The sequence below is a fragment of the Pantoea sp. SJZ147 genome, assembly GCF_007828605.1.
Lineage (GTDB): Bacteria > Pseudomonadota > Gammaproteobacteria > Enterobacterales > Enterobacteriaceae > Pantoea > Pantoea allii.
The window spans coordinates 1-20,897 of record NZ_VIVB01000018.1; the positions used below are offsets into that span (position 1 = coordinate 1).

The 20,897-nt window shown below is 53.6% G+C and carries 15 protein-coding genes and 1 riboswitch; of the genes, 4 read left to right on the forward strand and 11 right to left on the reverse strand.

Annotation, left to right across the window (positions count from 1 at the left end):
* Window positions 1–397: 397 nt before the first annotated feature.
* Both murI and btuB read right to left on the reverse strand, forming a co-directional pair.
* Complete coding sequence (murI, locus tag FBY13_RS21600; RefSeq protein ID WP_063877655.1) at window positions 398–1,249, reverse strand: glutamate racemase; 852 nt, start codon at window positions 1,247–1,249, stop codon at window positions 398–400.
* Window positions 1,194–3,080 (reverse strand): TonB-dependent vitamin B12 receptor BtuB, encoded by a 1,887-nt coding sequence (gene btuB, locus FBY13_RS21605; RefSeq protein WP_145395113.1) that lies wholly within the window; start codon window positions 3,078–3,080, stop codon window positions 1,194–1,196. The genes murI and btuB overlap by 56 nt, the downstream gene beginning before the upstream one ends.
* A gap of 65 nt (window positions 3,081–3,145) precedes the next feature.
* Window positions 3,146–3,329: riboswitch (cobalamin riboswitch) on the reverse strand.
* Window positions 3,330–3,450: 121 nt separating this feature from the next.
* Here btuB and trmA point away from each other — a divergent pair.
* Window positions 3,451–4,554: a tRNA (uridine(54)-C5)-methyltransferase TrmA gene (gene trmA, locus FBY13_RS21610; protein WP_096011087.1), complete on the forward strand. Its 1,104-nt coding sequence runs from the start codon at window positions 3,451–3,453 to the stop codon at window positions 4,552–4,554.
* Between the two features lie 34 nt (window positions 4,555–4,588).
* Here the strand turns inward: trmA and FBY13_RS21615 are convergent, their stop codons facing one another.
* Window positions 4,589–4,942, reverse strand: a complete 354-nt coding sequence (locus FBY13_RS21615) for a YijD family membrane protein (RefSeq protein ID WP_063877658.1) — start codon at window positions 4,940–4,942, stop codon at window positions 4,589–4,591.
* A gap of 14 nt (window positions 4,943–4,956) precedes the next feature.
* A complete protein-coding gene (gene fabR, locus FBY13_RS21620) occupies window positions 4,957–5,604 on the reverse strand; it encodes an HTH-type transcriptional repressor FabR (RefSeq protein WP_063877659.1) in 648 nt (215 codons plus the stop codon).
* 193 nt (window positions 5,605–5,797) lie between these two features.
* Between fabR and sthA the strand changes: the two genes are divergently transcribed.
* Window positions 5,798–7,198 (forward strand): Si-specific NAD(P)(+) transhydrogenase, encoded by a 1,401-nt coding sequence (gene sthA, locus FBY13_RS21625; RefSeq protein ID WP_096011088.1) that lies wholly within the window; start codon window positions 5,798–5,800, stop codon window positions 7,196–7,198.
* Here sthA and oxyR read toward each other — a convergent pair.
* The 5 genes from oxyR to argC all read right to left on the reverse strand — a co-directional run bounded on the left by oxyR (window position 7,181) and on the right by argC (window position 12,962).
* Complete coding sequence (gene oxyR / locus FBY13_RS21630; RefSeq protein WP_063877661.1) at window positions 7,181–8,098, reverse strand: DNA-binding transcriptional regulator OxyR; 918 nt, start codon at window positions 8,096–8,098, stop codon at window positions 7,181–7,183. The genes sthA and oxyR overlap by 18 nt on opposite strands.
* A 363-nt stretch (window positions 8,099–8,461) precedes the next feature.
* Window positions 8,462–9,835: an argininosuccinate lyase gene (gene argH / locus FBY13_RS21635; RefSeq protein WP_063877662.1), complete on the reverse strand. Its 1,374-nt coding sequence runs from the start codon at window positions 9,833–9,835 to the stop codon at window positions 8,462–8,464.
* Window positions 9,836–9,924: 89 nt separating this feature from the next.
* On the reverse strand, window positions 9,925–11,142 hold the full coding sequence (locus FBY13_RS21640) for an argininosuccinate synthase (RefSeq protein WP_063877663.1): 1,218 nt from the start codon (window positions 11,140–11,142) through the stop codon (window positions 9,925–9,927).
* Window positions 11,143–11,166: 24 nt separating this feature from the next.
* A complete protein-coding gene (argB, locus tag FBY13_RS21645) occupies window positions 11,167–11,943 on the reverse strand; it encodes an acetylglutamate kinase (protein ID WP_063877664.1) in 777 nt (258 codons plus the stop codon).
* A 14-nt stretch (window positions 11,944–11,957) separates the two neighbouring features.
* Window positions 11,958–12,962 carry an N-acetyl-gamma-glutamyl-phosphate reductase gene (gene argC / locus FBY13_RS21650; RefSeq protein WP_063877665.1) on the reverse strand — a complete coding sequence of 335 codons (1,005 nt, stop codon included), beginning with the start codon at window positions 12,960–12,962 and terminating at the stop codon, window positions 11,958–11,960.
* A gap of 168 nt (window positions 12,963–13,130) precedes the next feature.
* Here argC and argE point away from each other — a divergent pair, with 168 nt between their 5' ends.
* Together argE and ppc are read left to right on the forward strand one after the other, a co-directional pair.
* Window positions 13,131–14,279: an acetylornithine deacetylase gene (argE, locus tag FBY13_RS21655; protein ID WP_145395114.1), complete on the forward strand. Its 1,149-nt coding sequence runs from the start codon at window positions 13,131–13,133 to the stop codon at window positions 14,277–14,279.
* 350 nt (window positions 14,280–14,629) lie between these two features.
* Entirely contained in the window at window positions 14,630–17,278 is a 2,649-nt protein-coding gene (gene ppc / locus FBY13_RS21660) for a phosphoenolpyruvate carboxylase (RefSeq protein ID WP_145395115.1), read from the forward strand.
* Between the two features lie 78 nt (window positions 17,279–17,356).
* On the opposite strand, the gene metF is transcribed toward ppc, so the two are convergent.
* Together metF and FBY13_RS21670 are read right to left on the reverse strand one after the other, a co-directional pair.
* On the reverse strand, window positions 17,357–18,253 hold the full coding sequence (gene metF / locus FBY13_RS21665; RefSeq protein WP_145395116.1) for a methylenetetrahydrofolate reductase: 897 nt from the start codon (window positions 18,251–18,253) through the stop codon (window positions 17,357–17,359).
* Between the two features lie 207 nt (window positions 18,254–18,460).
* Window positions 18,461–20,896 carry a bifunctional aspartate kinase/homoserine dehydrogenase II gene (locus FBY13_RS21670; protein WP_063877670.1) on the reverse strand — a complete coding sequence of 812 codons (2,436 nt, stop codon included), beginning with the start codon at window positions 20,894–20,896 and terminating at the stop codon, window positions 18,461–18,463.
* Window position 20,897: the final 1 nt, after the last annotated feature.

Genomic DNA, 20,897 nt, shown 5'->3' on the forward strand with positions numbered 1-20,897 from the left:
AAGTTTGATTTGCTGAAACCAGTTCAGCGGTGCTCATCTGTAAAACGTCATAATGAATTTCATTATGTGTTCACTCGTGAGACTTGATATTTTTTTACGTCCGGAGACGCTGATATCAATCCTGCGAGTGCCCACACAGATTGTCTGATAAATTGTTAAAGAGCAGTGCCACACTTCTCTGTGGCGCGGGCTGCATATATTACGCTTTCCGCTTTATCAGTCAAGCACTTATTTTTGCTTAACTGACCGGTTCGAATCGTTCTGAACCCTACTTAACCCGGCGCTTCGTATTCCGTTGTGCCGTGTCAGTGGAGGCGCATTATAGGGAGTTCTTTTCGGCTGACAAGGGCTAATTTCAATTAATTTTCCGAGTGCTGTTTTTTTCAGCGAAAAGCCGCTAAAGCGCCAGTTTTTCAAGCAATGGGAAGCCATAACGCTGCAAAACCGGTGATAATTGTACGGCCTCACCATCCAGCTCGGTACAAAACGCCACGTTTTGCTGTGACGATCGGACTTCAGGTGCTTCATTTTCCAGTAACCAGGCCGTACGTCTGGCAATGGCCGCCCCGGAATCAATTAAACGCGTGCCTTCCGGCAGGATGTGCTGCAGCTCATCGCGCAGTAAAGGAAAGTGCGTGCATCCTAATACCACCGTGTCCGGCGGCTCGGCCATGCGTAACCAGGGTTGCACGATGCGCCTGACTTCATCCAGCGACACATCATTACCATGGAGCTTCGCCTCGGCAAGTTCAACCAGTTCGGCTGAACCCAGCATTTCAATCTTGCAGGTGCTGGCAAACTGCGACACCAGTTCATGCGTGTACGAGCGCCGAACCGTCGCGCGGGTTGCAAGCAGCCCCACCACACCATTACGCGTAAGACGTGCTGCAGGTTTAATAGCCGGAACAACACCAACGACCGGGAAGGCAAAGCGTTCACGTAATGCGGGCAAGGTTACGGTGCTGGCGGTATTACAGGCGATAATGACCAGGGAAATGGGATGGCGGCGAGTAATGGCATCAACAATCGCGACCACACGTTCGACAATAAAGGTCTCGGTTTTTTCTCCATAAGGAAAACCGGCATTATCGAATGCATAAAGATAATGCAGGTTCGGCAGTAACTGCCGAACCTCATCATAGACAGAAAGCCCCCCTACGCCGGAGTCAAACACCAGCACAGTAGGACGCAGGTCAGAAGCTGTAGCTTCCGTTGAGGTAATACTCTCTTCCTGGAGTCTGATAGCCATACGCTGTCTCGTAATCTTTATCGAACAGGTTGGCGATTCTACCACGAACGGTCAGATGTGATGTGACCGGATACGATACCGCGAGATCAACTGTGCTGTAACTCGGTAAACGACGTTGCTCGCTTGCGTACTGGCTGGTGTTATTGTCATAACGCTTGCCAAAATACTGGTAAATGACATCAATATCAGCTTCATAAACCGTGATGCCTAACTGATATTTCATCTGTTGGCGAGCACGGCGAGCCAGGACTTCATCATCGGCATCCCGCCGGGCATCAAGGTAGCCTAAGGTTATTTGATGGTGCAGGAAGCCAGTATCGAAGTCAGCCGTTGCTTCGATACCTTTTAGCGTGACCGCTTTTTGATTGAAATAGCCGCCCTGGAATGTCACCGGATCTGAAGCATAGTCAATCAAGTCCGTGACGCTATTACGATAAGCCGCAACGCGCCAGTTAACCGGTCCGCTTAACCCTTCAAGCGCGGCTTCCCACTGCTTTGACTTCTCTGGCTGAAGATCGGGATTAGCGCTAATGCCAAAATGTTTTTGGCCATACAGCTGACCCAGAGTGGGTGCCTGGAAGCCTGTACCGTAGGAGAGCGAAGCCTTGTAGCCTGGCACAAATTCCCATCCCGCCGCCGTTTGCCAGGTACCATGACGACCATAATCCTGGTTATCGTCTCCCCGTAAAGCGCCTTCAAGGGTAACCGTGCCCAACTGCTGCTGCGTCGTCAGATAAGCGCCGGTGTTATCTTGCTTATAGCTGTCCGTATCTCTGGGTTGACCAGAAAAAAGCTGCCCGACCGAACTCAACGTTTGACGCTGCCAGTCCAGGCCGGCACTTACGGTGCCATAACCTATCGCGAAAGCGTTCCCCCACTGCAGGTTACGCTGCTCCATATCATCCAGCGTATTAGAATCTGCGTAACGTCCGTCAGCGCCGACATAGTTATAAATTTTGTACTTTTGGTCACTGGCCACCAGCTGTGATGAATAATCACCTTTATTGAAGCGCAAGCCGGTATCGAAGGAATGGTTATAAATTTGCTGCTCATCCGTTCCGCCTGGAAAACCGGCATCGTAGTCAACATTCGCAGCGTAACCATAACCCCGAAAGAAGCCGGAAAACAGGTCATTAAACGTGTGCTCAACACCTGCCCAGAAAGCGTTGTTGCGCCAGCCATCACGATCGCGATCAGTTGGCGATGTCGAATCTGGCTGAATATTATAGCCATTTGTCGCCTGGTAAGACCCTGCGACGGTAAGACGAGTTTGATCGGTCACATTCTGGTTTACGCTTCCGCTGTACTCCTGGTATCCCTTCGAACCCATCCCTGCTGAAAGTTCATTATGATTCTCTGGATTTTGGGTAATGACGTTAACCACACCGCCAATGGCATCCGCACCGTATACTGACGATCGTGGCCCACGAATAAACTCCACGCGCTGGATAATGGAGACCGGAATCTGATTGAAGTCTGCCACCCCTGTAATACCAGGCTTAGCAAAAGGGACGCCATCAACCAGAATCAATGTCTGGCGGGCTTCAGAGCCGCGCACATACATTGAAGCGCTCTGCCCAATACCGCCACTTTGCGCGATATCAACGCCCGGCAGGCGACGAAGGACCTCGACAAGGTTTTTCGCTTGCCACAGTTCAATCTCATCCCGTGTCACCACTGAGGTAGACGCCAGCACCGACGAAACCGGTTGTTGAAAACGGTTGGCGGTCACGATTTGCGTATCATCACTTCCCTGCGCAACACCGTTTTGCGCCCAGAGGGAAATCGCCGTTGCGCTGAAGGCAAACAGCGAGGCTTTTGTTTTACTCATTTTTATCGCATCCAAAAGAAAAAGGATGCCGCAGGCATACAATCGATAGCACGCGATGACTGTACGAGTGGCGACGTCACACCGGCAGGTCTTCGGGCTGGGAACCATAGCAGGTGATGACTTCCCATCCCGCAGGACAGTGTCTGCAATTGCAATCACCCTGACATTCCTTACCGCTGCGCGTCAGCTCCAGATTCACACTGGATTCCCTATTAACTCAAGGCTGAGGCCGGTGCCAGCAGTCTACGAAGAGCGCATGGGCAAGTCCAGACCTCCACACATCGTATCTTTGTGCCAGCGCACAAGACTGGACATCGGCAGGTGAATGCCTACAATCGCCCGGCAAGTAAGCTCTTAACCAGGATTAAACATGACACCCGAACATCTCCCTGTTGAACAGTATGACGCGCAGCTGGCGGAAAAAGTCAGTCGGTTAGAAACGATGATGACGCCGTACGCTGCGCCCGCCGTGGAGGTGTTTCGTTCACCCGTCAGTCACTACCGCATGCGTGCAGAATTCCGTATCTGGCACGATGGCGATGACCTCTACCACATTATCTTCGATCAGGAGACTAAGCAGCGCATACGCGTCGATCAGTTTCCTGCTGCCAGTGAATTGATCAACCTGGTGATGCCAAAAATGATGGCGGCCATTCGGGATAACCGTCTGCTGCGCCACAAGCTGTTTCAGATCGACTATCTGTCCACGATGAGTGATCAAATCGTGATTTCCCTGCTCTACCATCGCAAGCTGGATGATGAGTGGCAGCAGGCCGCCAGCACGTTACGCGATCAATTACGGGCTGAAGGTATAGATGTCCAGCTGATTGGCCGCGCGACCAAGACCAAAATCTGTCTCGATCGGGATTATGTGGATGAGCGTTTGCCGGTGGCCGGTAAAGAGATGATTTATCGTCAGGTAGAAAACAGCTTTACTCAACCCAACGCCGCCATGAACATTCAAATGCTGGAATGGGCACTGGACGTCACCACGGGTTCTCGTGGGGATTTACTGGAGCTCTACTGTGGGAATGGCAACTTCTCGCTGGCGCTGGCCAGAAATTTTCGTCGCGTCCTGGCAACGGAAATCGCCAAACCTTCTGTGGCTTCCGCACAATATAATATTGCGGCGAACCAGATTGATAACGTCCAGATTATTCGAATGGCGGCCGAAGAGTTTACGCAGGCGATGAACGGGGTGCGCAGCTTCAACCGGCTGGAAGGGATCGACCTGAACAGCTATGACTGCGAGACGATCTTTGTCGATCCGCCGCGCAGTGGGCTGGATGACGAAACCGTTAAGATGGTGCAGGCTTACCCCGCCATCCTCTACATTTCCTGCAATCCGCAAACCCTGTGTGACAATCTGCTGGTGCTGGCGCAAACCCATGATGTGACACGGCTGGCGCTGTTCGACCAGTTCCCGTACACCCATCATATGGAATGCGGCGTGCTGCTGACGCGTAAAGCGTAAAAAAACGGGAACCTGATGGTTCCCGTTTTCGTTATTACCGATTGCGGTTGCGCTTGTAACGCAGGGCAATCCAGAACACCAGCCCGACCATCAGGATGGTCGGGATAAAATTAGAGCCGATTTCCGGGTATTCAGCCCTGACCAGCGCGCTATACACCAGAATGCCCAGCAGGAAAAAAGCGGCTGCCAGGCCTGGTACGCCATCCGGCATGCTTTTGTTCAGATAGCGCTGATGCAGGCACCAGGCCGACAGCCCCAGCGCAATCAGTGGGAAAATAGAAAAAGGGACAAAAGCACTAAACAGCACGGAGAACGAGCCGTTCATAGCAAGGCCGGTAATAAAAGCCAGCAACATCGTGCCTTTATCACGGGAGCTTGGGTGGGTCATGTCGGGGTCCTTATTCATAACTCTTCAGGTTTATCCAGGGTTACCGCCAGACGTTCTTGCTCCCGGCGATACCAGTAATAAGCGCCTTTGGCGATCATACGTAACTGCAGTACCAAACGATCTTCCAGCTTACGTCGCTGTTCAATATCGATGTCCACCGCTTCGGCACCCGCGCTGAAAACGATAGTGACCATCGCTTCAGCCTGCGCTTCGGTAAAACTGCGCGGCATGCGATTTTCGACCTCAAGATAATCAGCCAGTTCAGCAATAAAATGTTGAATTTCACGTGCCACGGCCGCGCGAAAGGCAGCAGAGGTTCCGGAACGCTCACGCAGCAGCAAACGAAACGCGTTAGGGTTATTCTCAATGAACTCCATGAACGTCGCGATGGAGGTTTTAATGATGCTGCCGCCTTTGGCGATACGCTGGCGCGCCTGGCGCATCAGCTGGCGCAACATCAGCCCACTTTCGTCGACCATCGTCAGACCCAGCTCATCAACATCTTTAAAATGCCGATAAAAAGAGGTGGGTGCGATACCGGCTTCACGGGCGACCTCACGTAAACTCAGGCTGGCAAAACTGCGTTCGGCGCTGAGCTGGCTGAAAGCGGCTTCGATGAGTGTACGCCGTGTACGTTCTTTTTGTTGCGCTCTGACGCCCATTCTGTCTGCCTTGTGAGGTTCTGAAACAGCACTATAACAAAATATTCAGCGTACAGTCGGGCAAACTTTGTGACGGCTTGTTAAACACCACTGAAAGGCAAAACGTGATGAAAATCGCTGTTAGAATTTAGAAGTGCGCGGCGAGATGTTAGAATCTCGTTGTAAAAATGTATAAATAATAGGACGTATCGGTATGCAAAAGTCTTACGATTACGATGTCATAGTGATTGGCTCAGGACCGGGCGGCGAAGGTGCGGCGATGGGACTGGTCAAGCAAGGCGCACGCATCGCGGTTATCGAACGCTATCACAACATTGGCGGCGGCTGTACTCACTGGGGAACCATCCCCTCAAAAGCCCTCCGTCACGCCGTTAGCCGCATCATCGAATTCAACCAGAATCCCCTTTACAGCGACCATACCCGACTGCTTCGCTCATCCTTTGCCGATATCCTCAATCACACAGAAAGCGTGATCAGCCAGCAAACGGCGATGCGTCAGGGCTTTTATGAGCGCAACCGCTGTGAACTTTTTCAGGGCGATGCCCACTTTGTTGATGCCAATACTGTTGAGGTGGAACATCACGACGGGACACGCGAAAAACTGACCGCCGAGAAATTTATTATTGCCTGCGGTTCACGCCCTTATCATCCCCATGACGTCGACTTTACGCATCCACGCATTTACGACTCCGATTCGATTCTCAACCTGCATCATGAACCCGGCCACGTCATTATTTATGGCGCTGGCGTGATTGGCTGCGAATATGCGTCAATTTTCCGTGGGCTCAATGTCAAAGTTGATCTGATTAACACCCGTGACCGTTTGTTGGCGTTTCTTGATCAGGAGATGTCCGATTCGCTGTCTTATCACTTCTGGAACAGCGGTGTGGTGATTCGTCACAACGAAGAGTTTGAGAAGATTGAAGGCGTTGATGACGGTGTGATCATGCACCTTAAATCGGGCAAGAAAGTGAAAGCGGATTGCCTGCTTTACGCGAACGGTCGTACCGGTAATACCGACTCACTGTCGCTGGACAATGTCGGTCTGGAAGCGGACGGACGTGGCCTGCTGAAAGTGAACAGCATGTACCAGACAGCACAGCCGCACATCTATGCAGTGGGCGATGTGATTGGTTATCCAAGCCTGGCGTCAGCCGCTTACGATCAGGGCCGTATTGCCGCGCAGGCGATCATGAAAGGTGAAGCCTCGGCGCATCTGATAGAAGACATCCCGACCGGTATTTATACCATTCCGGAAATCAGCTCTGTAGGTAAAACCGAGCAGCAGTTGACCGCGATGAAAGTCCCCTACGAAGTCGGTCGTGCACAGTTCAAGCATCTGGCGCGTGCGCAAATCGTCGGGATGAATGTGGGCAGCCTGAAGATTCTGTTCCATCGCGACACCAAAGAAATCTTAGGGATTCACTGCTTTGGGGAACGTGCGGCGGAGATCATTCACATCGGCCAGGCGATTATGGAACAAAAAAATGGTGGCAACACAATTGAGTACTTTGTGAATACCACCTTTAACTATCCGACTATGGCCGAAGCCTACCGCGTTGCTGCATTAAACGGCTTAAACCGCCTGTTTTAACGTCGTGTCGAAATAGCCTTGCATGTGCGTTCGGATTGCCTCTGCCAGTTGTTCATAACGACTGCGCAGGGGTGAACCGGGACGGTACACCAGCGCGATAGTACGTTGTGGTACTGGCTTGTAACACGGCAGGTAACAGACACCGTCGCGAATGCGCTGCTGGGGCACGGCTAATGCTGGCAGTAGCGTAATCCCACTTCCCGCCGCGACCATATTGCGCAATGTTTCCAGACTGGTGGCACGGAAATGCGTATCTTCGTCCGCGCCCGCTTCAAAGCAAAAGCCCATCGCCTGATCGCGCAGGCAGTGACCGTCTTCCAGCATCAGCAGTTTTTCGCCGGCCAGATCGGACATCGGTACGCGGTCACGATCACGCCATGGATGATCCTCATAGACCGCCAGCTTCATCGGCTCATCAAACAGCGGAACTTCAATAAAGGCTTCGCTCTCTTTGACCAGCGCCAGAATCGCGCAATCCAGTTTACCGCTGTCGAGTTGAGCCAGCAGCTGCTGCGTTTGCGCTTCATGCAGATACATTTCCAGCTTTGGAAAGGTCTGATGCAGCATAGGAATGATTTGCGGGAGCAAATAAGGACCGGTCGTGGGGATAAGCCCAATATGCAGTGGCCCTGACATCGCTTCACCTTGCTGACTGGCCATCTCTTTCAGCACTTTGACTTCACGCAGAACGGTACGTGCCTGGTCGACCAGCAACAGGCCAGCCTGAGTAAACAGCACTTTGCGGCTGGTGCGTTCCAGCAGCATGACACCTAATTCGTCTTCTAATTTACGGATCTGTCCGCTCAACGTGGGCTGACTGACATGGCAGGCATCCGCAGCACGTCGGAAATGACGATGTTCAGCAAGCGAAACCAGATATTCAAGATCACGGATATTCATTATTACCCTCCATTCCACGATAGCTCGTGGCGATAGATAGAATAGCAACCAACGATTGGCCCTATCAAGAGCGGATGGGAATAATGCCCGCATCAAATTCAGAATCATGGCCACCCAGGGAAATGTATTTCTGAACGTTGAAGGCAGTGCTTATCCCTGTTTTCAACGCGCGTGAAACCTTCTGCAAAACGCAAAAAGACAGAAAGCCTTATCCGGCTTTCATATAACAGGCAGAGGGTGAACGTAACGAATCTGAGCATCGGCCGGGAGCGCCGCTGTTCTGATGATGTGCCTAAAATAAAAGTAGTTTTTGAAGCTAGAGGTTGGCGGGCATTTGATGCCCGCTCTTTTTTTGCCTGCCGTTTACGCTAAACGCGTTTTGGCTTCTGCAATAGCACGGGCAACCTGTTCGGGCGAAACGCCACCCTGCGCATTACGCTTATCCAGACAGGATTTCAGGGCCAGAACAGGATAAACATCGTCTTCAATCGCAGTGCTGAACTGCTTCAACTGCGCCAGCGTCAGTGCTTCCAGTGCTACGCCCTGCTTAATTGCCTCAACGACCGTTTCACCCACAATATGGTGCGCTTCACGGAAAGGCACGCCTTTGGCAACCAGGTAATCAGCCAGTTCGGTTGAGTTGGCATAGCCCTGCTCTGCCGCTTCCTTGCAGCGTGGACGTTTTACCTGCAGGCCATCAAGGACCAGTACCGACATATGCAGGCAGTCCAGCCAGGTATCAAGCGCATCAAAGAGCCCTTCTTTGTCTTCCTGCATGTCTTTGTTGTAGGCAAGCGGCAGACCTTTCAGCGTCATCATCATGCCGGTTAATGCGCCCTGAACACGACCACACTTGCCGCGGATCAGCTCCAGCGCATCGGGATTTTTCTTCTGTGGCATCAGGGATGAACCTGAGGTGACTTTATCCGCGAGTTCGATAAAGCCAGCTTCGCCCGTATTGAAGAAAATCATGTCTTCCGCAAAGCGCGACAGATGCACCATACCGATTGACGCATCAGAGAGCAGCTCCAGAACATGGTCGCGATCAGACACCGTATCCAGGCTGTTACGCGTGGCAGAGGCAAAGCCTAACCAGCCAGCTAACTGCTCACGGTCAATATCATAAGCGGTTCCGGCCAGCGCGCCACAACCCAGCGGACTGACGTCAAGACGCTTTAGCGTATCCTGCAAACGGCTTTCATCGCGCGCCAGCATTTCAACATAGGCGAGGCACCAGTGAGCAAAGGTCACCGGCTGCGCACGCTGCAGATGCGTATAGCCCGGCATCACCGCATCCTGGTTCACTTCCGCGGTGGCCACCAGCGCCTGCTGCAGTTCACGCGTAGCGCCCAATAACGCGGCAACCTGCTCTTTACACCACAGTTTCAGGTCAGTCGCCACCTGGTCATTACGACTCCGACCGGTATGCAGTTTTTTGCCTAACGCGCCGACTTTATCGATCAACTGGCCTTCAACCCAGCTGTGAATATCTTCGGCATCGCTTTGCAGAATTTGCTCAGGATTAGCACGTACTTCTTCCAGTAACGCGTTGAGCGCTGCTTCCAACTGCTGCTGCTCATCACGAGTCAGTACGTTGACGGTCACCAGCGCTTTGGACCAGGCCACAGAGCCAATGATGTCCTGCTCAGCCAGGCGATAATCAAAGCGCAGCGAGTCGTTGAACTGTTTGAAACGTTGATCTGCTGCCTGGGTAAAGCGTCCACCCCAAAGTGCCATGTGAATCTCCTTCAAGTCGTTAAACCAGGGGCGGCATAATAGCCGCCCCTGATGTCATACCGAGAGGCGAGGCGATCCTCGCCTGCTTATTACTTCTTCTGCTCGTTCAGGGCGCGGATGCGTGAAGAGAGCGAGAACAGACGGATAAAGCCGCCTGCATGACGATGATCGTACACTTCATCTTCGCCGAAGGTCGCGAACTCTTCAGAATACAGGCTGTTGGCTGAACGTTTCTGGGTCGCGGTAGCCTGGCCTTTGTAGAGTTGCAGTACCACTTCGCCGTTCACCTCTTCTGCCAACGACTCTGCCGCCGCCTGAATAGACTTACGCAGCGGAGCAAACCAGCGACCATCGTAAACCACATACGACATTTCATGGCCCAATTGCTCACGCCATTTAAAGCTGTCACGATCCAGAACCAGCTGTTCAACCGCACGCAGCGCGTTAACCATAATGGTGCCGCCCGGGGTTTCGTAACAGCCGCGTGATTTAATGCCCACCAGACGGTTCTCAACGATATCGATACGGCCCACACCGTGTTTAGCGCCCAGCACGTTCAGTTTTTCCAGGCACTGGAACGGACTCAGTTTCTCGCCGTTCACCGCGACTACGCGGCCTTTTTCAACGGTCACGGTCACGTCTTCTGGCTGATCGGGGGCTTCCAGTGGATCAACGGTCCAGACCCAGCAATCTTTGTTTGGTGCATTAGACGGGCTTTCCAGCACGCCACCTTCGGTAGAAATATGCCAGGCGTTTTCATCACGGCTGTAGATTTTTTCCAGCGAGGCGGTGGTAGGGATATTGCGTTCTTTCAGATAATCCAGCAGCGCTTCACGTGAACGCAGGTTCCACTCACGCCATGGCGCAACGACTTTCAACTGGGGGGCCAGTGCAGTATAGGTGGTTTCAAAACGGACCTGGTCATTGCCTTTACCGGTCGCACCGTGGCACAGGGCGTCCGCACCTACTTTCAGCGCCAGCTCAACCTGCGCTTTAGCGATGATAGGACGCGCCATTGAGGTGCCCAGCAGGTAAGTTCCTTCATACAGCGCACCGGTCTGCAGCACCGGATAAACGTACTCGCTGATAAACTCTTCACGCAGATCAACAACGTGACATTCTGATGCACCCGACTGCAGCGCTTTCTTCTCAACGCCTTCCAGATCGCTACGTTCCTGACCGATATCAGCCACAAACGCGACCACTTCACAGCCGCCATAGTTTTCTTTCAGCCATGGAATAATGGCGGAAGTATCCAGACCACCAGAGTAAGCCAGAACGATTTTTTTGATGTTTTGCGTTTGCATTTCGTAATCCTTGAATCTGAGTCGTTAAGCGAGAATCCGGGTGCCAATGGACACACCGTTGAAAAGGTCAGGCAGTTGCTCGGCATGACGCCAACTGGCGATATCGACCGGGCGGCCCAGCGTGCGCGCAGCATCCAGCGCGGCGTTCACTTTCACAATCATGCCATCGGTAATGATGCCCTGCGCAATCAACTGCTCTGCTTTGTCAGCGGTCATCTCTTCAATGCGCTGGCCTTTACCGTCAAGAATGCCACTGACATCCGATAACAAGACTAAATCAGCACCCAGCGTTGATGCCAGCGCCGTTGCGGCCTGATCGGCATTGACGTTCATTAACTGGCCGTCATCGGTGATGCCGATTGAGCTGACAACAGGCATATATCCCGCAGCCAGCAGCGTGTTGACCAACGCAGGATTACCCGGTGTGGCATGACCGACATGGCCCAGCGCTTCATCCAGTTGCGTCACATTCACCAGGCCCGCATCACCCAGGCAAAGGCCAACCGCATGAATGCCATATTTTTTTGCCCATGCCAGCAGGGTTTTGTTTGCCGTACCCGCCAGCGCACCGGTAATGATGTCAATCTGGTCGGCAGGCGTCACGCGTAAGCCGTTCTTTTTTTGCACTGGCAGCGCCAGTTTTTTCATCAGTTCATCGACCAGGCAGCCGCCGCCATGAACGACGATCAGTGGGCGCTGATGCGCTGAGCGATAGGCCAGCAGCGCGTCAAATAAACGGGCCAGCGCTTCTTCGCTGTCTAACAGCACGCCGCCCAGCTTGATAATCAATGGATTGGTCATGGTTTACTCGTCCGTTAAATCAGTGACTGCGTTTCAGGGAAACCGAAACGAATATTAAGGCACTGCACCGCCTGGGAGGCCGCCCCTTTGAGCAGGTTATCTTCTGCAGCCACGACAATCAGATGTTCGCCCTGAACGGCAAAACCGATATCGCAGTACGGCAGTCCGACCACTGCCTTCAGTGCCGGCACGCCCTGTTCGTAAACGCGTACCAGCGGCTTATCGTGGTAGGCATTGTGAAAAGCTTCAGCCACATCATCACGGCTTACACCAGCCTTCAAACGGCAGGTGACCGTCGCCAGAATCCCACGCGGGAAACTGCCCAAATGCGGCGTGAAAATCACCGGTGTGCCCAGGTGCGCCACAATTTCAGGATAATGACGATGATTAAAAATACCGTAAGGTTGCAGGCTGACTTCGCAGAAGCTTGTGCCGATGTTGGCTTTACGTCCCGCACCACTCACGCCGCTGGTGGCGTTAATCACCGGCCACTGCGCGTCATTCAGCAAACCCGCATCTAACACGGGCTTCAGCGCCAGCTGGGAGGCGGTTGGGTAGCAGCCCGGCACGGCCACCAGTTGGGCTTCTTTGATTTTTTCCTGCTGGAACTCTGCAAGGCCGTAAACGGCTTTATCCAGCCAGTCACCATGCTGGTGAGTGAAGCCATAAAACTGCGTGTAAAAATCGCCATCGTTGACGCGAAACGCGCCTGACAGATCGAACACCACACAGCCAGCTTTGAGAAATTCAGGGGCCAGATCGTGACTGACTTCGTGGGCGGTCGCCAGAAACACCACATCCACTTTGTCTGCCCATTCGGCGGCATTGCTCAACGGCTGCAGTGGCAAATCCACCACGCCTTTCAGCTGTGGATGAAGATCAGACAGGCGCTTACCCGCATCGGGACTTTGCGCAGACACCGCCAAAGCGGTTATGTTGATATGTGGATGGCGATTAAGGAAGGTGGCAAGCTCTACGCCAGCATAACCACTGGCACCAACGATCAGCGTATTCAACATCAGGCTGTATACCTTTATTACAGTCACACGTTCCGGGTCGCGGCCTTGCCCCGTTGCCCACGATGTCGTTTGCAGCGATTTAAGGTTCACATGCACACGACGTTAATGTATTTTTATTCACTATTAATGCATGAATATTGATACATCCTAACTCAAGGACCGTCAACAGTGAAGACAAAATTACCGCCTTTTATCGAACTATACCGCCAGTTGATCGCAACGCCGTCAATCAGCGCAACCGATGCCGCGCTCGATCAGAGCAATGAAACTTTAATCAATTTACTGGCGGGCTGGTTCCGCGACCTGGGTTTTACTGTGGACGTGCAGCCCGTACCGGGAACGCGTCATAAATTTAATATGCTGGCCCGTACGGGAAGCGGTGCGGGCGGCCTGCTGCTTGCCGGACATACCGATACGGTTCCGTTTGATGATGGTCGCTGGACCCGCGATCCTTTTACCCTGACCGAGCACGACAATAAGCTGTACGGTCTGGGCACCGCCGATATGAAAGGCTTCTTTGCGTTTATTCTGGACACACTCCGTGATGTGGATGTGACAACCCTGAGTAAGCCGCTCTATATTTTGGCGACCGCAGATGAAGAAACGACGATGGCGGGCGCAAAATACTTTGCAGAATCCACACAGCTTCGTCCCGACTGCGCCATCATTGGCGAGCCGACCTCACTGAAACCGGTACGGGCGCACAAAGGCCACATTTCCAATGCGATTCGTATTCAGGGGCAATCAGGCCATTCGAGCGATCCCGGACGCGGCGTCAATGCCATTGAGCTGATGCATGAGTCGATCACCGAACTTATGCAGTTGCGTAATACGCTCAAATCACGTTATCACCACGATGGCTTTGCGATCCCCTACCCAACCATGAACTTTGGTCATATTCACGGCGGCGATGCGGCAAACCGTATTTGTGCCTGCTGCGAGTTGCATATGGATATACGACCGCTACCGGGACTGACCCTGAGCGATCTCGACGGCCTGTTAAATGAGGCACTGGCTCCCGTTAGCGAACGCTGGCCGGGACGGATTACCATTGAAGAGCTGCATCCACCGATCCCCGGCTACGAGTGCCCTACTGACCATAAACTGGTCAAGGTCGTCGAAACACTGCTGGGTATCCAGACGGAAGTGGTCAATTACTGCACCGAAGCGCCTTTTATTCAGCAACTCTGTCCGACGCTGGTGCTGGGCCCGGGTTCGATCAATCAGGCCCATCAGCCAGATGAATTTATCGATACCGCATTTATTAAGCCAACACGCGCACTGATAAGCCAGGTTGTGCAGCATTTCTGTCACTAATTGTCATCAATCGGGGCATTTCACTGAATTAACAGCAAAATGCCCCGCCATTCTGCGGGATTTAATAATAAGAATAACTTATCCCACTTCTCCCCCATCAAATTCCATGAATTTCCGGCAGTTAGCTGCACGTTTCCTTCACTTTAAGTCAATTGACGAACGGAAGATTACGTGGCTAGATAAAAGACGATGTTATACCCGCAGGGCAATCATCCCACTTTATTCAGCTTGCGACAGGCAGCAACTGAAGAACCTCGGTCAGAGCCGAGAGGACAACGTTGCTGGCTTTTGTGCTGCCTGAAAAGGCCGGGTATAGAGGTTTATCAAGACGATAAGGGTGTCAGGGTCACATGAACGAACAATATTCCGCAATGCGAAGTAATGTCAGTATGCTCGGCAAACTGCTCGGGGATACGATCAAGGATGCGCTGGGAGAGAATATCCTGGACCAGGTGGAAACCATCCGTAAGCTCTCTAAATCATCCCGTGCAGGCAATGACACTCATCGTAAGGAGTTGCTGAACACACTGCAAAACCTGTCAAACGACGAGTTATTGCCCGTGGCACGTGCATTCAGTCAGTTCCTTAACCTCACTAACGTGGCGGAGCAGTATCAAACCATTTCCCGCAGCGGCGACGGCGCGAACCATCCCGAACTGTTGAAAAAGACCTTTGAAACACTCAAACAAAACAATCTCAGTGAAAGTGCCATTCACGCTGCGATTGAATCCCTGTCACTGGAGTTGGTGCTGACCGCCCATCCCACCGAAATCACCCGTCGTACGCTGATTCATAAACTGGGTGAGGTAAACAGCTGTCTTGAACAACTCGACCACAGCGATATTTCTGATTACGAACGTAACCAGATTATGCGCCGCCTGCGCCAGTTGGTTGCTCAGGCCTGGCATACGGATGAGATCCGTAAATATCGCCCAACGCCCGTGGATGAAGCCAAATGGGGCTTTGCCGTGGTTGAAAACAGCCTGTGGGAAGGCGTACCTGCGTTTTTACGTGAGCTGAATGAGCAGGTCGAAGAGACATTTGGCATTAAGCTGCCGGTGGATTTCGTGCCAGTGCAGTTCACCTCCTGGATGGGCGGTGACCGTGACGGCAACCCAAATGTTACCGCATCCATTACCCGCCATGTGATGCAGCTCAGCCGCTGGAAAGCCACTGACCTGTTCCTGCGTGACATTGGTGTCTTAATTTCAGAACTGTCGATGTCCGAATGCAGTCAGGAAGTGGCCGATCTCAGTGGCGATCCCGAAGCACTGGAACCTTATCGGGTGATTTTAAAGCGTCTGCGTAGCCAGTTGATGACCACACAGGCTTACCTTGAGCGTCGCCTCAAAGGTGAACGTTTACCGCGCCCTGCTGACTTACTGGTTTCTAACGCTCAGCTTTGGGAGCCACTGTACGCGATCTATCAGTCCCTGCAGCAGTGTGGCATGAGCATCATTGCCAACGGTCAGCTGCTGGATACGCTGCGCCGGGTGAAATGCTTTGGTGTGCCGCTGGTCCGTATGGACGTTCGTCAGGAAAGCACCCGTCATACCGAAGCGATTGCGGAAATTACCCGCTATCTGGGGCTGGGAGATTATGAAAGCTGGTCAGAAGCCGACAAGCAGGCATTTCTTATCCGTGAGCTGAACTCTAAACGCCCGTTGCTGCCGCGTAGCTGGGAACCCAGTGATGAAACCCGCGAAGTGCTGGAAACCTGCAAAGTCGTCGCCGAAGCACCGCAGGGTTCTATCGCTGCCTATGTGATTTCGATGGCCAAAACGCCGTCAGACGTGCTGGCAGTGCATCTGTTACTGAAAGAAGCCGGCATTCCTTTTGCGATGCCGGTCGCCCCGCTGTTCGAAACGCTTGATGACCTGAATAATGCCAATGACGTGATGAGCAAGCTGCTTAACATTGACTGGTATCGCGGTTTTATCCAGGGCAAACAGATGGTCATGATTGGCTATTCAGACTCAGCAAAAGATGCCGGGGTGATGGCCGCCAGTTGGGCACAGTACCAGGCGCAGGACGCGCTGATTAAAACCTGTGAGAAAGCCGGGGTTTCCCTGACGCTGTTCCACGGACGTGGCGGCACTATTGGTCGCGGTGGCGCGCCGGCACATGCTGCGCTGCTGTCTCAACCGCCAGGCAGCCTGAAAGGCGGCCTGCGCGTTACCGAGCAGGGCGAAATGATTCGCTTTAAGTACGGCCTGCCGGAAGTGACCATCGCCAGCCTGTCGCTCTATACCGGTGCGATACTGGAAGCTAACCTGATGCCACCACCGGAACCTAAACCGGAGTGGCGTAGCATTATGAATCAGCTTTCCGCCGATTCCTGTGCCATGTACCGGGGCTATGTGCGCGAAAATCCCGACTTCGTGCCCTACTTCCGTTCAGCGACGCCAGAGCAGGAACTGGGCAAGCTGCCCCTGGGTTCACGCCCGGCCAAACGCCGCCCTACCGGCGGTGTGGAATCTCTGCGCGCCATCCCGTGGATCTTCGCCTGGACACAAAACCGTCTGATGCTCCCGGCATGGCTGGGTGCGGGTGCTGCACTGCAGCAGGCAATGCTGGCAGGTCATCAGGATCAGCTGGAAGCGATGTGCCGCGACTGGCCGTTTTTCTCCACCCGTCTCGGTATGCTGGAAATGGTGTTCTCCAAAGCCGACCTGTGGCTGGCGGAATATTACGATCAGCGCCTGGTGGATAAATCGCTGTGGCCGCTGGGTAAACAGCTACGTGAACAGTTAGATGCGGATATTAAAGCGGTACTCACCATCGCTAACGATTCCCACCTGATGGCGGATCAGCCGTGGATTGCCGAATCCATTGCCCTGCGCAACGTGTATACCGATCCCCTCAACGTGCTGCAGGCTGAGCTGCTACACCGTTCACGTGCGCAGGAAGGGCGCGGCGATGAGCCCGATGCACGCGTCGAGCAGGCGTTAATGGTGACCATTGCCGGCGTCGCGGCGGGTATGCGTAATACGGGTTAAGCACAATAGGCAGGGCGGTGAAGACCGCCCTGCCTTATATCATCAATACGCAACGTTTAACTGCCCCGTTCATCCGCCCTATGCGGCCAGTGTAGGACGCACACCTAACGTATGACATATGGCATAGCTCATTTCTGCCCGGTTGAGAGTATAGAAATGGAAATCTTTTACGCCTTCGCGTGACAGAATTTTCACCATGTCCATGGCGATATTCGCCCCCACCATTTTGCGCGTTTCAGGATCGTCATCCAGCCCTTCAAACATCGCATTCATCCAGCCCGGCACACGCACGTTAGTCATGGTGGCGAAGCGCTGCAATTGTTTGAAGTTAGAGACGGGCAGAATGCCCGGCACAATCTCGACATCAATACCAGTGGAAACACAGCGGTCACGAAAACGCAGGTAGCTTTCAACATCAAAAAAGAACTGGGTGATGGCACGGTTGGCGCCAGCATCGATTTTGCGTTTCAGGTTGATCAGGTCGGCCTGTGCACTCTTCGCTTCCGGATGGACTTCCGGGTAGGCTGCAACGGATATATCAAACTCCCCCACGTCTTTGAGCAGAGACACCAGATCGGAGCCATACATGTCCGGCTTGCCGCTGCCCGGAGGCAGATCACCACGCAGCGCGACAATATGGCGAATGCCGTTGTTCCAGTAATCCTGAGCAATATCATGTAGCTCATCGCGGCTGGCATCAACACAGGTCAGATGCGGTGCCGCTTCCAGGCCGGTACGATCTTTAATGCCTTTGATAATGCTGTGCGTGCGGTCGCGCTCACCCGAGTTCGCACCATAGGTCACGGAGACAAATTTGGGTTTCAGGCTGCTCAGGCGATGGATGGAGTTCCACAGCGTTTCTTCCATTTCGCTGGTACGTGGCGGAAAAAACTCAAAAGAGACATTAATCCGACCATTTAGCTCTGCCAGGCTCTGATTGAGTGCCTCGCGCTGATTGGCATGAAAGAAACTCATCCTGCTACCTCCGACCACATCGGTTAACTATTCACCCGAACACATCTATACGTTTAGACGTCCAGACATTCAAAATGAACGATTCCCGCATTAGCGTCAACATATAAATCATCACTGCAGGTGACAAATCTTCACGCAACGTGAAAAGGCTTCATGTAGGAGGATTCATTGCAGGACAGGCGCCGAAGCGCCTGAAGAAAAGTGGGGTCAGAGCAGGTGTGCGAGGCGATTAATATCAGACTGGATAGCGCCGGCAGTGACATCACGGCCCGCACCAGGCCCGCGAATCACCAACGGGTTATCGCGGTACCAGCGGCTGTCGATGGCAAACACATTATCGCAGGGCAGTAATGCAGCCAGCGGATGCTCCAGGCGCACCGCTTCGACGCCCACCCGTGCTTTGCCGTTGGCATCAAACCGCGCCACGTAACGCAGAACCAGCCCCATTTCCTGCGCGGCTTCAAACCGTTGCAGCATCTGTTCGTTCAGCTCATCCGCATTCTCGAAAAAGTGATCGACTGATTCACCTTCGCAATTCTGTGGGACCAGCGATTCGACGCGCACCTGATCCGGCTCGATGTTATACCCGGCCTCACGGGCCAGAATAACCAGTTTACGCATCACGTCCTGACCCGACAGATCGACGCGCGGGTCCGGCTCTGTTAATCCCTGCTGCCACGCCTGATCCACCAGCTCGGTGAACGGTACAGTGCCATCAAACTGTAAAAACAGCCAGGACAGGGTGCCGGAGAAAATGCCGCTAATCGACAGAATGGTGTCGCCGCTTTCACGCAAATCGCGCACCGTATGGTTTATCGGCAGCCCGGCTCCCACGGTGGCGTTATACAACCAGTGACGACCGGTTTTTTCAAAGGCATCCCGAATCTCACGCCAGGTTTGCGTATCCGATGCGCCCGCCACCTTATTCGCGCTGATCACATGAAACCCATGGCTGGCAAAATCCAGGTACTGCAGTGCCAGCGGCTGACTGGCCGTCACATCCAGTACCACCAGGTCATCGTACGGATGGGCCCGCATCCACAGAAACAGCGATTCTTCATCGCGCGCTTCGGCTTCATCGTCAAAGAAGGCCAGTGCACGGCTGGCATCCAGACCGTCATAGCTCAGCAGGCTGCGTTGACTGTCCACGACACCTGCCAGCACAAACTCAAAACCGGTGCGTGCCGACAACGTTTCCTGCTCACGGGCAAACAACTCCAGCCAGCGTGAACCGATATTGCCCTTGCCGAACAGCATCAGGCCAATGCGTTTTTCCGCACGAAACAGCGAGCTGTGTAGCCCCTGAATGAGATGCTGAGTGGGGCCAACGCGCAGCACCGCAACCACGCTGATGTGCTCCGGCGACTGGCTGATGAATTCCACTGGCTGATCTTTCAACTGCTGCCAGAAACGGTGCGTGTGCAACGGATTGCGGGTAACGCCAGCTCCGACCAGGGCGACCAACGCTAAACCCTCGCGTAACTGCAAATGTCCGGGCAAGCCTGCATCCTGCAACAGGGCAAAGGCACTGTTTACCACTTCAGAGGTGTAGCAAAGTTGCAGCAATTGACGGTCAGGATGGATGCCCATCGCCAGCGGTCGCATCTGCGCGCGCGTCAGGAGTTGATCGATCTCTTTTTTGAAGAGAGCAAAATCGTGCTGCCCGGGAAGCTGGATCTCAACCAGGCACACATCGTCGTGACTGGTGACAATGCGGGCACCCGTGCCGGACGCAAGGACGCGCTCGATGCGGGTTGAGCCTTGCTCAGGCTGATAGCTACAGCGCAGTTGCAAATCAATATCACTGCCCGAAACCGGTTGTAAGGTGCGGGTGTGCAGCACTGGCGCGGCAAGGCGCGCCAGCTCACTGGCCTCATCCAGACGCAGCAGCGGCAGCAGACAGGCATCAGAGACTTTGCGTGGATCGGCGCTGTAAACGCCCGCCACATCACTCCAGATAGTGACACGTCCCACGCCCGCCAGCGCACCAATTTGAGTGGCTGAATAGTCAGACCCGTTGCGCCCCAGCAGGACCGTTTCACCGGCATCGTTGCCGCTGATAAAACCGGTCACCACAATGCGTTTATGCGGATGCTGGGCCAGCAGCGTTTGTAACAATGGCCAGGATTTACCTTCGTCCACCTGAGGCTGCGCGGCACGTTCCGCCCGCAGAAAATCGCGCGCGTCCAGCCAGCAGGCATGGAGATCCTGCTGGTTCAGCACCGCTGACATTAAACGTGCCGACCAGATTTCACCATGCCCAACCACTTCCGCATAAACCGCTTCTGTGATGTCACCATCCAGTAGCGCGGCCAGTTTTTCGAGATCGCGAATAAAGGCGGTAATTAACGGCTCGGCTATTTCAGCAGGCAACAGTGCACTGATTAGCTCACTCTGATAGCGACGTAATGTCTGCTGCACCTGATGTGCGGACAGGCGGTCACTTTGGCTCAGTTTCAGCCAGCTAATCAGCTGATTGGTCGTCGACCCTGCGGCCGATACCACCATCATATCGCCAGGCTGGCTGTAATCCGCCATGATGCTGGCAACACGCTGATAGCAGCGTGCATCTGCAAGGCTGCTGCCACCAAACTTGTGGAGCTGTCTGTTGTTTGGCGTTCCTGCGCCTGCTGAAATCGTCATG

Bases quoted from the DNA above. Each gene is read 5' to 3' on its own strand.
- trmA (WP_096011087.1), top strand. From the start codon at position 3,451: ATGACACCCGAACATCTCCCTGTTGAACAGTATGACGCGCAGCTGGCG.
- sthA (WP_096011088.1), top strand. From the start codon at position 5,798: ATGCAAAAGTCTTACGATTACGATGTCATAGTGATTGGCTCAGGACCG.
- argB (WP_063877664.1), bottom strand. From the start codon at position 11,943: ATGACCAATCCATTGATTATCAAGCTGGGCGGCGTGCTGTTAGACAGC.
- FBY13_RS21670 (WP_063877670.1), bottom strand. From the start codon at position 20,896: ATGACGATTTCAGCAGGCGCAGGAACGCCAAACAACAGACAGCTCCAC.
- FBY13_RS21640 (WP_063877663.1), bottom strand. From the start codon at position 11,142: ATGCAAACGCAAAACATCAAAAAAATCGTTCTGGCTTACTCTGGTGGT.
- ppc (WP_145395115.1), top strand. From the start codon at position 14,630: ATGAACGAACAATATTCCGCAATGCGAAGTAATGTCAGTATGCTCGGC.
- murI (WP_063877655.1), bottom strand. From the start codon at position 1,249: ATGGCTATCAGACTCCAGGAAGAGAGTATTACCTCAACGGAAGCTACA.
- argC (WP_063877665.1), bottom strand. From the start codon at position 12,962: ATGTTGAATACGCTGATCGTTGGTGCCAGTGGTTATGCTGGCGTAGAG.
- metF (WP_145395116.1), bottom strand. From the start codon at position 18,253: ATGAGTTTCTTTCATGCCAATCAGCGCGAGGCACTCAATCAGAGCCTG.
- fabR (WP_063877659.1), bottom strand. From the start codon at position 5,604: ATGGGCGTCAGAGCGCAACAAAAAGAACGTACACGGCGTACACTCATC.
- btuB (WP_145395113.1), bottom strand. From the start codon at position 3,080: ATGAGTAAAACAAAAGCCTCGCTGTTTGCCTTCAGCGCAACGGCGATT.
- argH (WP_063877662.1), bottom strand. From the start codon at position 9,835: ATGGCACTTTGGGGTGGACGCTTTACCCAGGCAGCAGATCAACGTTTC.
- FBY13_RS21615 (WP_063877658.1), bottom strand. From the start codon at position 4,942: ATGACCCACCCAAGCTCCCGTGATAAAGGCACGATGTTGCTGGCTTTT.
- oxyR (WP_063877661.1), bottom strand. From the start codon at position 8,098: ATGAATATCCGTGATCTTGAATATCTGGTTTCGCTTGCTGAACATCGT.